Here is a 13,081-nt window from a genome sequence, read left to right as displayed (position 1 = left end):
GATAATATCGTGACTAGACCCCGTTATAGAGACATGGCCGAAGCGCAGCGAGAAGAAGCTTTGCAAGAAAGTCGAGAACGCTGGAAGCAAAGAAAACAAAATGCCACCCCAGAAGAACTTGAAGTTTATTTAGAAATGGATAGAAGGCGAGAAAATTATAAAAAGTATCGAGACACAGAAGTTTATTATCATGAATTTGATAGCAAGCATCTGCATCATCAAAGCTATGAGCAACGGCTAGCCAAAGCGGCACAATTAAATGGTTGCAAATTTAAAAAGGCAAAACCCACTAAGCGTCAATTTGCCTCGCGCGAACATACCGATATTGATTACCATTGTGGCGAGTGCGATGGACAAGTGGCCATACTGAGACGGGGAATGGGAGTCTGGTTTTTATGTATTTTGTTAGCCTTTGCAGTATTTTTTGTTGCCTTTGGGCTTGTAACCACCGCGCCATTTGATGCTGGGTTTGGTTGGTTGGGCTTCTTTGGCGGTTTAATTGGAGGGCCTCTTGGCATTTATTTGGTGGTCCAACTCTGGCGCAAACTCGACTTTTTAGACAAGTTTGAATTTAACCGCCATACCGGATTAGTTCGTATGCCACACAAACTATTCCGTAGGCCTTTTTATATTCCCATTGAAGACATTGAGCTGTCGATTGGCCCTGTGGTGCAATCGGCCAGAGGCGGCGGTGACCGCGGCTCTGGGGCGTTATTTTTAACCAAATACCCAGCTAAATACTGGTTCAGACCTAGCTACAGTTTATTTTTTGGCGGCATTGAAGAAGGCCATTGGACGTCGTTAATCCACTTTATGGATATCACTCAACCAGTAAACGAAGATGTGCACATTCAAATGGAAAAACATTATAAAAAAGACCGCAATGCTATGGGCACAGGCCCGTACCCTGAAATTATGAAACGCTACTTTGATGAAGAAGATCAGCAAGTTAATTGCTGGGAGGTATGGTGAGTAAAATGGTAAGTGTTGTTTGAGAAGGTAAATGGGGGGCCATTTGCGAAATCACTGCTTAGCACATTGATGGCCCCTAGAGTCACAGTAACCAAAGTTATATCTTAATACTTGGTGCAAGTGAATATGCCCACCTTTATACCAGGTGAATCCGAACTTGAGCTGAATTTTAGCTATAAACTCAGCCGCCTTACAGATAAGCCAACAGTAAAAGAAGGATGGCAAACCCGAGGTATTTCGGGTGATAAGGAGTACCAATTAACCATGACTCCTGAGGGGCAAGGTGTTGCACTCTATACCATTAGCTTAGATAGCAAGCTGATACCACTAAGCGCAATAGTCACCGACCACAAAGCAAATGTAAAGCTACGCCTAGATAAAGGCATCTCACTCCCTGTAGACCATACAGTGCTTGAAAAAGCCATATAAGACTAAGGAAAGACCATTGAAATTTAACCGATTTAATGTGGGTATGCTACCCAAAAAGACCAAGTATAATCAGTTTTACAACATAGATGTTGAAAGAAGTCTTGAGTTTGATAAACGCTTTTTTGGCATAAACTTCTTACTTCGTTTTAATAAAATAAAAGATGCTTTTTATAAAGATAAAGGCCGCTTTATTTGGCACGACTGCGGTAATGATGGCTCACGTGTAATCCTTTTCCCTATGTTTGCCGGTATATTTGGTGGCATTGTTGTCGTATCGTTTACTGCTTGGTGGATCGTTTTTGGTAGCGAACCATACCCAACAGCATTGCTATTAACCTTAGTTATTTGGAACTTTATTTTTGTTAATTTAACGAACTTATTTGCCAATAAATTCCCCTCCAAACTCATGTATTTTGACCGTGTTACCAGTAAAGTCGGGTTTTTAAACGACATTAAAGGTTGTGAGGAGCGAGATGAATTTGGTCATTGTTGTTTTCCTTGGAATGATATTATTTGCTCGGTGAAAACGACCATTACCAATACCAATGGTTCCTATACTTTTTATCCTTCTGTAGTGCATAAGCTTGGACGAGAGTATCCAGATACTCGTGTCGACTTAGTAGTCACGGACTCATCGCAACATCCCATCCATTGTATTTTGGCGTGGGAGCGTATTGTAAGGCATATGGACAATACAAAACCGCTGCCCGACGTACCTGTGTATGAGGCTTATCGCCATTTAGACCCAGTCACCGCAGAGTTTGATAAACAAAACAATCGCCCCGAATATTACTGGCGCACAATGTCAGTAGACCAACAAGTTGAAATAGGTGAAGAGTTAGTTAAAGAAGCATGGGAATACGACTGGTCAGAAAAATCCGAGCCCAAAGCCAAAATAACCCAGCCTTGGCTGCGCTGGACACCCGATTTAACCCGCACAGACAAGCTCGACTGGAAATACAAACTAAAACGCATCACGCTGCAGTTGTTGTTTTGTTTTCCGTGATCAAGATGAGATAAATAATTGGCGTTAAGCACTATGGCACGGTAAGGAAGTCATACCTATGGGCAATCTAATTTAACCTCAGCTTTGGATAAGAAACAGCATAATATGGTGATTTATAAAAAGTCGTTATTTTACTCTCTTTCTAGTCGGAGGTTTTTGTCGAAAACGAGGCGAATTTGCGCGCCAATAGCTGGCCTATTGCAAGGAAATTCAACGTTGTTAGCGTCAAAAACAACCACTAGAAAGGCGCTTAATTATCCAAAGATGAGGTTATTAACCTCAATCAGTTTTAAGCCGAAACAAACGCTGCGAAGTGTGGTAATTTTGAAAGCTCAGAAATTGGTAGCATCGACTTTATGTCGGGTTATATAAAACGATAGGGGTTATCAAAATGGGTGATATGAGTAATTAAAGGTCAGCTATGTGTTTGTATTCACCCAGCGTAAAAACCACAAAAATAAACAAGCAGCTGTATTTGGTTGCGGTCGAATTGCCTTTAATCAACCTGAGCTCTGGATAATAAATCTATCTCCAGCGGCTACTTTCAACGTTAACAGCGTTGAATTTACTTACAATAGGCCAGCTATTGGCGCGTAAATTCGCCTTGTTATCGCTAAAAGTCTCCGGCTGCAGACTTGAAAAAGAACTTATTATTTTAATATCAATACGTTAGTAAATCTCTTAACCAAAGCTCAGATTAATCTGGGCGAGTCACAGTTAGGTTTAGAGTTTTCATATATTTTGAATATTGATTATTCATCAAACAGATAAGGTTTATGCAGTTTTTATGAGGCTGTTAACAAACTGAAAAAACGAGATTACTCAAGTTGGGAGTCGTACCCATAGGAATTTCTAGGTGGCTTTAATTAGCTTCAAATCAATTAATAATGTATGAAGAAGTACAGTGTGAATTACATTGCAATATAAGGCCGATTTCTCGGCCTTATATTTAAAAGCGAGTTAAAGTTTATTCTTACCTGCTAAATCTAAGAAGAATGCATACTCTAACGCTGTGTCGTGTAAACGCTTGAAGCGACCTGATGCACCACCGTGTCCTGCTTCCATGTCTACTTTAAACAACAACTTGTTGTCGTTGGTTTTATAGTCGCGAAGTTTTGCTACCCACTTTGCAGGCTCAAAGTACTGAACTTGAGAATCGTGCAGACCAGTCGTGACAAGAATATGCGGGTAATCTTGTTTCTTAACCTGATCATAAGGTGAATAACTTAACATGTAATCGTAATAAGCTTTGTCATTCGGGTTGCCCCATTCGTCATATTCGCCAGTAGTAAGTGGAATGCTTTCATCAAGCATTGTGGTAACAACATCTACAAAAGGAACATGAGCGGCAATGCCCTTGTATAATTCAGGTGCTTGGTTGATCACTGCACCCATTAACAGACCGCCAGCACTGCCACCTACGGCGTAGACTTGATCTTTATGGCCATAGCCTTGCTCAACCAGCTGTTTTGTTACGTCTACAAAGTCATTAAAGGTATTTTGCTTAGTCAGTTTTTTGCCATCTTCATACCAAGGGCGGCCCAACATTTGTGAACCACGAATATGCGCAATGGCGTAAACAAATCCTCGGTCTAACAAGCTTAAACGATTGCTTGAAAAACTCGGATCCATGGTCGCACCATAAGAGCCATAGCCATATTGATATAATGGGTTTGTGCCATCTTTTTTGAATTTATCTTTACGATAAACTAAAGAAACAGGAACTTTAGCACCGTCACGTGCGGTCACAAAAATACGCTCAGATGCGTAGTTTTCAACTTTAAAGTCACCCAGTACTTTATTTTGTTTTAGAATATTTGGTTCACCTGACTCAAGATTGAAATCGTAGTGAGTTCCTGGTGTGGTCATACTGGTGTAGTAAATACGGATTGAATCGTTGCCTAACTCGTTATTACCGTATAAATATGCAGCAAATGCGTCATCATTAAATTTAAGTGCTTTTTCGCTACCGTCTTTAAGAGAACGAACGATGACTTTTACCTGACCCATTTCACGCTCTTGATAAACAAGATGGTTATCGAAAAGCTCGATACCTTCTAATTTAACTGCAGGGCGGTGGGCAATAACTTCTTGCCATTTAGACTTGTCACCTAAATCTTTTTCGTTCACGGCCATCAGCTTGAAGTTAACAGCATTAAGGTTAGTTAGCACATAATAGGTGTCTTTATGCTTTGAAACGCTATATTCAAGACCTTTCTCACGAGGAATAAAGCGTTTAGCTTTTGCTTTACTATCATTTGCGTCTATAAAAGACATGCCTGAAGACTCGGTACTTGAATGGTAAATGACAACATTTGAACCGTCTTTTGTTTTACCTATATAGGTGTAGTAGGTATTATCGGCTTCTTCATAGATCAGTTCGTCAGAAGATTGTGGTGTACCAAGTTTATGTCGGTACACTTGATAACCTAACAGGGTTTGTGGATCTTTTTTTACATAATAAAAGTGTTGGTTATCATTTGCCCAAACAACACTGGCCTGAGCACCTTCAATTTTATCGTCTAAGAGTTTACCTGTTTTAAGGTCTTTTACTTGAATAGTGTAAATTCTACGGCTTACAGTATCTTCACCATAGGCAAGTAGTTGATCATTTGGGCTCGCTGATAACCCTGAGGCACTGTAATATTCGTGGCCTTTTGCAAGCTCGTTAACGTCTAGCAGTATTTCTTTATCTGTCCCTTTAAAATCTGAACTACGAACAAAGATAGGATACTCGTTATCACCTCGCATTTCTGAAGAGTAGAAATAGTTACCGCGTTTGGTTGGAACTGAATTATCGTCTTTTTCTATTCGAGATTTTAACTCATCGAATAATGATGCTTGAAGTTTCTCTGTATTACTTAATTGAGCTTCTGTATAGGCATTCTCAGCCTCTAAGTGAGCAATAATTTCAGGATCTTTACGCTCGTCATCGCGCATCCAGTAATAGTTGTCTACGCGTTTATGACCATGTATTTCCATTTCATGCGGTATTTTTTTAGCGATTGGTGCTGCAACGGATTGTTCTTGTACTTGGGCAGTAACCAGCTGAGTTTGTGTATTGTTGTCATTATTACAACCAGCTAAAACTGCTAGAGATAGAAGACTTAGTGCGTGAGGAAGAAACCGTTTCATATTAGTCCTTGTTATAGATTATTCCATTTGATGCTAACTTAATTTAATAATTCTCTCTAGTCGTTAATGTAAAGACATGTAAAAAGGACTGAAGATACTGTATATGTATTGAAGTAATTTTAAACAGAATGATCAATTTAGAATAATTTTTAAGAGCTGTGATCAACAGAATTAACAGAATGTAAATTGTTTATTAAGTGTACAAGATAAATCATTTATTGCATTTACAAGAATAAAGTTGGCTATATAATGCGCGCAAACTCGTTCTTATTAGGTGTATTATGCTTAAAACTATCTCACTTTTGGCTCTTGGTTTAACTGTTTCTGTAAATGCTAACGCATCAGCATTTGTATCAGCTGATAATTCAGCAGAAACTAAAGTATGTGTTATTGCGTCAGAGCAAGGCTTATCTGCAGCACGTAAAGAAGCAAACAGACTAGGCTTAACGGTTTCACGCTTTTCTTCTAGCATTCTTTGTAATGGTGAAGATATTCGTGATGTTGCAGTTCGAGCAGAACGCGAAGCAAATACATCTTCAGAGAAGAAAGTGGCATTAGTTGCTAAAAACCAAACTTTAGAAACGTCTTTATGTATTACCGCTGCGAGAAAAGGTATTAAAGAAATCGGTTACAAAGCACGTAGCTTACGTTGTAACGATATTCCTGTACGTGAATTCGTAAAAGAGTTTGCTAAAACTGCAATCTAATATTGCTTTAGAAAAGACTTCAAAAAAGCCGTTGGAATATTTCAACGGCTTTTTTAATGTTTATGAATTATTTAGTCCATATACCTTTAGGTAATGTAGCTTTAATTTTCTCATTACTATTTGGGTCAAATACAGGCACTTTACCTTGTTTAAGCTGAGTAATGTAATCCTTATAAAGCCAGATTACAGCACCTGATAGCATGAATAGGGCAGCTACGTTAACAATCGCCATCATGCCCATAGACACATCGGCCATTGTCCAAATCAAACCGAGTTCACTAACAGAGCCAAACATAACCATACCTAAAACACATAATCTAAAGATCAACATACCGTGTTTATGATTGTGTTCTAAAAACATCAAGTTTGTTTCTGCGTATGAGTAATTCGCTACGATAGATGTAAATGCAAAGAATAAGATGGCTACGGCAATGAAAATTGCACCCCATTCACCAACATGTTGAACAAGCGCAGCTTGTGTTAAAGCAATGCCAGTTACACCAGATTCTGGGACTAGTTGATTAGATAGTAGAATAAGTGCAGCAGTGGCTGAACAGATAATAACGGTATCGACAAATACCCCAAGCATCTGAACATACCCTTGTGATGCAGGGTGGTTTGGGTTGGGTGTTGCAGTAGCTGCAGCATTAGCGGCACTACCCATACCTGCTTCATTAGAAAAGAGTCCGCGCTTAATCCCTTGGATCATTGCCTGCATAACAGCATAACCAATTGCACCTGCACCAGCTTGTTCAATACCAAAAGCACTATAAATGATTTGCTTGAATACGGCAGGTAATAATTCGAAATTGATGGCGCATACATATAACGCAACAGCTAAATAAGCTAATGCCATGAAAGGGACAACTAATTCAGCAAAACGAGAGATGGTTTTTAAACCACCAAAAATAATAAAGCCAGATCCAATAACAAGCACAATACCCATAATATGCTTAGGTATATCGAAGGCAACTTCGAATGCAGCTGTAATTGAGTTTGCTTGCACTGCATTGAATACAAGACCAAATGCTAATATAAGGCATAAAGAGAAAAGCACACCCATCCAACGCTTGCCTAAACCATACTCCATATAATAAGCAGGGCCACCACGGAAGTTGCCATCTTCGTCTTTTGTTTTATATAGCTGTGCGAGCGCACTTTCGGCAAAACTGGTTGCCATACCGATAAGTGCAATTAACCACATCCAAAAAATTGCACCAGCACCACCTAAATAGAGTGCAACAGCAACGCCAGCCATATTACCTGTTCCAACACGTGCGGCTAATGAAGTACAAAAAGCCTGAAATGAAGAGATGCCCGAATCAGAACCTTGTCTACTATTAGCCATAACCTTAACCATATAAGGAAATTGTCTAAATTGAATGAAGCCCAAACGGAAGGTAAAGAATAAACCTGCTGCTATTAATAGATATATAAGGACATGACCCCATAACAATCCACTAATAAAGTTTAAAATATCAGCCATAATTGAATGCCTAGTAAATTGAACGAATAAATGAGGGCCGTAATCTAGCATAAATAAGGAAGGCAATCTAAAGAACAGCGGTAAAAACATGGTTTATCCACAGGTTTTTGTGGGTAAGTTGTAATTAAATGGTTTGTAAGCTTGTATATCTAAATATATAAAAATTAATGCATTTTTCTTTAAAAAAGGGCTTGCGTAATTTTCTGCTCTCCCTATAATGCGACCCCACTGACACGGGGCGAGACGCTGAAAAGCAAATCAAAACGATGTCGAGTCAAATAAAACTTAGCTTTAAACTTTCTCTTAAGAAAAAGATTAAAATTAAGTGTTGACATAAAAAGTGAAGTCGTTATTATGGCGCTCCACTTCGCAGCAAGGCTGCGGCGACAAGCAAAAGCTTAGTCGCACTGTTCTTTAAAAATATGAAGCAATCATCTGTGTGGGCACTCGTACAGATTGAGTTCTAACAGCTCTTGATTCAGGAGCAAAAAAAATTTAGAGTCTCAATTTCTTATGAGTGACTATATAGTCAATTTATACAGAATTCATTGAGCATGGTTTGAAGTTTACTTCAAACAAAAAACTTTTAATTGAAGAGTTTGATCATGGCTCAGATTGAACGCTGGCGGCAGGCCTAACACATGCAAGTCGAGCGGTAACATTTCTAGCTTGCTAGAAGATGACGAGCGGCGGACGGGTGAGTAATGCTTGGGAATATGCCTTAGGGTGGGGGACAACAGTTGGAAACGACTGCTAATACCGCATAACGTCTACGGACCAAAGGGGGCTTCGGCTCTCGCCCTTAGATTAGCCCAAGTGGGATTAGCTAGTTGGTGAGGTAATGGCTCACCAAGGCGACGATCCCTAGCTGGTTTGAGAGGATGATCAGCCACACTGGAACTGAGACACGGTCCAGACTCCTACGGGAGGCAGCAGTGGGGAATATTGCACAATGGGCGCAAGCCTGATGCAGCCATGCCGCGTGTGTGAAGAAGGCCTTAGGGTTGTAAAGCACTTTCAGTAAGGAGGAAAGGTTAGTAGTTAATACCTGCTAGCTGTGACGTTACTTACAGAAGAAGCACCGGCTAACTCCGTGCCAGCAGCCGCGGTAATACGGAGGGTGCGAGCGTTAATCGGAATTACTGGGCGTAAAGCGTACGCAGGCGGTTTGTTAAGCGAGATGTGAAAGCCCCGGGCTCAACCTGGGAACTGCATTTCGAACTGGCAAACTAGAGTATGATAGAGGGTGGTAGAATTTCAGGTGTAGCGGTGAAATGCGTAGAGATCTGAAGGAATACCGATGGCGAAGGCAGCCACCTGGGTCAATACTGACGCTCATGTACGAAAGCGTGGGGAGCAAACGGGATTAGATACCCCGGTAGTCCACGCCGTAAACGATGTCTACTAGGAGCTGGGGTCTTCGGACAACTTTTCCAAAGCTAACGCATTAAGTAGACCGCCTGGGGAGTACGGCCGCAAGGTTAAAACTCAAATGAATTGACGGGGGCCCGCACAAGCGGTGGAGCATGTGGTTTAATTCGATGCAACGCGAAGAACCTTACCTACACTTGACATACAGAGAACTTACCAGAGATGGTTTGGTGCCTTCGGGAACTCTGATACAGGTGCTGCATGGCTGTCGTCAGCTCGTGTTGTGAGATGTTGGGTTAAGTCCCGCAACGAGCGCAACCCCTATCCTTAGTTGCCAGCGATTCGGTCGGGAACTCTAAGGAGACTGCCGGTGATAAACCGGAGGAAGGTGGGGACGACGTCAAGTCATCATGGCCCTTACGTGTAGGGCTACACACGTGCTACAATGGCGCATACAGAGTGCTGCAAGCTCGCGAGAGTTAGCGAATCACTTAAAGTGCGTCGTAGTCCGGATTGGAGTCTGCAACTCGACTCCATGAAGTCGGAATCGCTAGTAATCGCGGATCAGAATGCCGCGGTGAATACGTTCCCGGGCCTTGTACACACCGCCCGTCACACCATGGGAGTGGGTTGCTCCAGAAGTAGGTAGCTTAACCTTAGGGAGGGCGCTTACCACGGAGTGATTCATGACTGGGGTGAAGTCGTAACAAGGTAGCCCTAGGGGAACCTGGGGCTGGATCACCTCCTTAACGATTTAGAACAGATTTGTTCGTAGTGTCCACACAGATGATTGTTAGTTAGCTTTATAGCTAATTAATATTGCTCTTTAAAAATTTGGAAAAGCTGATAATTAATTCTTTTAGAAGAAATTCTAAAAAGAGTTTTCAAAAGTAAAACAATGCCGATAAACATTTAATTGTTTATTAGCGTCTACTTTAGTATTCAATATTAACTTCTGGCGAAGTTAAAACTGTCTTTGACACATACACCTCAAAGTAATAAACCACTTCGGGTTGTATGGTTAAGTGACTAAGCGTACACGGTGGATGCCTTGGCAGTTGGAGGCGATGAAGGACGTACTAACTTGCGATAAGCCTAGTCAAGCCAGTAAGAGGCGCTTGAGACTAGGATTTCCGAATGGGGAAACCCACCTGTTTACAGGTATCGTTAACTGAATACATAGGTTAACGAGGCGAACGCGGAGAACTGAAACATCTAAGTACCCGTAGGAAAAGAAATCAACCGAGATTCCGAAAGTAGCGGCGAGCGAAATCGGACTAGCCCTTAAGCTTTAGTGTAGTTAGTGGAACATTCTGGAAAGTTTGACGATACAGGGTGACAGTCCCGTACACAAAAACTTATCTAAAGTGAAATCGAGTAGGTCGGAGCACGTGAAACTTTGACTGAATATAGGTGGACCATCATCTAAGGCTAAATACTCCCAACTGACCGATAGTGAACCAGTACCGTGAGGGAAAGGCGAAAAGAACCCCTGTGAGGGGAGTGAAATAGAACCTGAAACCGTGTACGTACAAGCAGTAGGAGCCCTTCGAGGGTGACTGCGTACCTTTTGTATAATGGGTCAGCGACTTATATTTTGTAGCGAGGTTAACCGTTTAGGGTAGCCGTAGCGAAAGCGAGTCTTAACTGGGCGTTGAGTTGCAAGGTATAGACCCGAAACCCGGTGATCTAGCCATGGGCAGGTTGAAGGTTGAGTAACATCAACTGGAGGACCGAACCCACTAACGTTGAAAAGTTAGGGGATGACCTGTGGCTTGGAGTGAAAGGCTAATCAAACCGGGAGATAGCTGGTTCTCCCCGAAATCTATTTAGGTAGAGCCTCGGACGAATACTTACGGGGGTAGAGCACTGTTAAGGCTAGGGGGTCATCCCGACTTACCAACCCTTTGCAAACTCCGAATACCGTAAAGTAATATCCGGGAGACACACGGTGGGTGCTAACGTCCATCGTGGAGAGGGAAACAACCCAGACCGTCAGCTAAGGTCCCAAAGTGTATGTTAAGTGGGAAACGATGTGGGAAGGCTAAAACAGCTAGGAGGTTGGCTTAGAAGCAGCCATCCTTTAAAGAAAGCGTAATAGCTCACTAGTCGAGTCGGCCTGCGCGGAAGATGTAACGGGGCTAAACATACCACCGAAGCTACGGCTGCATACATTAGTATGCGGGGTAGGGGAGCGTTCTGTAAGCGGCTGAAGCTCAATTGTAAAGTTGGGTGGACGTATCAGAAGTGCGAATGCTGACATGAGTAACGATAATGCGGGTGAAAAACCCGCACGCCGGAAGACCAAGGGTTCCTATCCCATGTTAATCAGGGTAGGGTAAGTCGACCCCTAAGGCGAGGCTGAAGAGCGTAGTCGATGGGAAACGGGTTAATATTCCCGTACTTGGAATAATTGCGATGGGGGGACGGAGCAGGCTAATCAAGCATGGCGTTGGTTGTCCATGTGAAAGGCTGTAGGCTGGTGACTTAGGAAAATCCGGGTCGCTAAGGCTGAGAGTCGAGACGAGCCACTACGGTGGTGAAGTTGATGATGCCCTACTTCCAGGAAAAGCCTCTAAGCTTCAGATTATTTCGAATCGTACCCCAAACCGACACAGGTGGTCAGGTAGAGAATACTAAGGCGCTTGAGAGAACTCGGGTGAAGGAACTAGGCAAAATTGTACCGTAACTTCGGGAGAAGGTACGCTGTTGTTGGTGATGAGACTTGCTCTCTAAGCTGACGACAGCCGCAGTGACCAGGTGGCTGGGACTGTTTATTAAAAACACAGCACTGTGCAAAATCGTAAGATGACGTATACGGTGTGACACCTGCCCGGTGCCGGAAGGTTAATTGATGGGGTTAGCTTAGGCGAAGCTCTTGATCGAAGCCCCGGTAAACGGCGGCCGTAACTATAACGGTCCTAAGGTAGCGAAATTCCTTGTCGGGTAAGTTCCGACCTGCACGAATGGTGTAACCATGGCCACGCTGTCTCCACCCGAGACTCAGTGAAATTGAAATCGCAGTGAAGATGCTGTGTACCCGCGGCTAGACGGAAAGACCCCGTGAACCTTTACTACAGCTTGGCACTGAACATTGAGCCTACATGTGTAGGATAGGTGGGAGGCTTTGAAGTGGCGACGCCAGTTGTCATGGAGCCATCCTTGAAATACCACCCTTGTATGTTTGATGTTCTAACATAGGTCCCTAATCGGGATTGTGGACAGTGCCTGGTGGGTAGTTTGACTGGGGCGGTCTCCTCCCAAAGAGTAACGGAGGAGCACGAAGGTTGGCTAAGTACGGTCGGACATCGTACGGTTAGTGTAATGGTAGAAGCCAGCTTAACTGCGAGACAGACACGTCGAGCAGGTACGAAAGTAGGTCATAGTGATCCGGTGGTTCTGAATGGAAGGGCCATCGCTCAACGGATAAAAGGTACTCCGGGGATAACAGGCTGATACCGCCCAAGAGTTCATATCGACGGCGGTGTTTGGCACCTCGATGTCGGCTCATCACATCCTGGGGCTGAAGTCGGTCCCAAGGGTATGGCTGTTCGCCATTTAAAGTGGTACGCGAGCTGGGTTTAGAACGTCGTGAGACAGTTCGGTCCCTATCTGCCGTGGGCGTTTGAGAATTGAGAGGGGCTGCTCCTAGTACGAGAGGACCGGAGTGGACGAACCGCTGGTGTTCGGGTTGTGATGCCAATTGCATTGCCCGGTAGCTACGTTCGGAATCGATAACCGCTGAAAGCATCTAAGCGGGAAGCGAGCCTCGAGATGAGTTCTCACTTTAACTTTAAGTTAACTGAAGGGCCGTTGGAGACTACAACGTTGATAGGCTGGGTGTGGAAGTGTAGTGATACATTAAGCTAACCAGTACTAATTACCCGTGAGGCTTAACCATACAACGCCAAAGTGGTTTTAGCTCAGAAGCTGATATGAACTAGAGTAGAAGTTTTAGAATTATCAGATTTTTTC

General features: G+C 42.9%; 6 protein-coding genes and 2 rRNA genes. 6 read left to right on the top strand and 2 right to left on the bottom strand.

Features of this window, described 5'->3' with window-relative positions:
- Nucleotides 1–9: 9 nt before the first annotated feature.
- The 3 genes from ACH784_RS09795 to ACH784_RS09785 all read left to right on the top strand — a co-directional run bounded on the left by ACH784_RS09795 (nucleotide 10) and on the right by ACH784_RS09785 (nucleotide 2,407).
- The gene (locus ACH784_RS09795) at nucleotides 10–972 is read left to right on the top strand and encodes a hypothetical protein (protein WP_404389718.1); all 963 of its coding nucleotides are present in this window, start codon (nucleotides 10–12) and stop codon (nucleotides 970–972) included.
- Nucleotides 973–1,098: 126 nt separating this feature from the next.
- A complete protein-coding gene (locus ACH784_RS09790; RefSeq protein ID WP_404389716.1) occupies nucleotides 1,099–1,401 on the top strand; it encodes a hypothetical protein in 303 nt (100 codons plus the stop codon).
- Nucleotides 1,402–1,417: 16 nt separating this feature from the next.
- Complete coding sequence (locus tag ACH784_RS09785) at nucleotides 1,418–2,407, top strand: hypothetical protein (protein WP_404389714.1); 990 nt, start codon at nucleotides 1,418–1,420, stop codon at nucleotides 2,405–2,407.
- 960 nt (nucleotides 2,408–3,367) lie between these two features.
- Here ACH784_RS09785 and ACH784_RS09780 read toward each other — a convergent pair.
- Nucleotides 3,368–5,542 carry a S9 family peptidase gene (locus ACH784_RS09780; protein WP_404389712.1) on the bottom strand — a complete coding sequence of 725 codons (2,175 nt, stop codon included), beginning with the start codon at nucleotides 5,540–5,542 and terminating at the stop codon, nucleotides 3,368–3,370.
- A 281-nt stretch (nucleotides 5,543–5,823) separates the two neighbouring features.
- Between ACH784_RS09780 and ACH784_RS09775 the strand changes: the two genes are divergently transcribed.
- The gene (locus ACH784_RS09775) at nucleotides 5,824–6,249 is read left to right on the top strand and encodes an exonuclease III (RefSeq protein WP_404389710.1); all 426 of its coding nucleotides are present in this window, start codon (nucleotides 5,824–5,826) and stop codon (nucleotides 6,247–6,249) included.
- A 67-nt stretch (nucleotides 6,250–6,316) separates the two neighbouring features.
- On the opposite strand, the gene ACH784_RS09770 is transcribed toward ACH784_RS09775, so the two are convergent.
- On the bottom strand, nucleotides 6,317–7,735 hold the full coding sequence (locus ACH784_RS09770; protein WP_404389708.1) for an alanine/glycine:cation symporter family protein: 1,419 nt from the start codon (nucleotides 7,733–7,735) through the stop codon (nucleotides 6,317–6,319).
- A gap of 587 nt (nucleotides 7,736–8,322) precedes the next feature.
- Here ACH784_RS09770 and ACH784_RS09765 point away from each other — a divergent pair.
- Both ACH784_RS09765 and ACH784_RS09760 read left to right on the top strand, forming a co-directional pair.
- Nucleotides 8,323–9,855, top strand: a 16S ribosomal RNA gene (locus tag ACH784_RS09765).
- A 270-nt stretch (nucleotides 9,856–10,125) separates the two neighbouring features.
- Nucleotides 10,126–13,007, top strand: a 23S ribosomal RNA gene (locus ACH784_RS09760).
- The 16S and 23S rRNA genes sit together here, the layout of an rRNA operon.
- Nucleotides 13,008–13,081: the final 74 nt, after the last annotated feature.

The sequence above is a fragment of the Pseudoalteromonas phenolica genome (genome assembly GCF_044788725.1).
Lineage (GTDB): Bacteria > Pseudomonadota > Gammaproteobacteria > Enterobacterales > Alteromonadaceae > Pseudoalteromonas > Pseudoalteromonas phenolica_C.
Note: the sequence above shows the minus strand (reverse complement) of the source record. Positions and strands in the feature narration are given on the sequence as shown.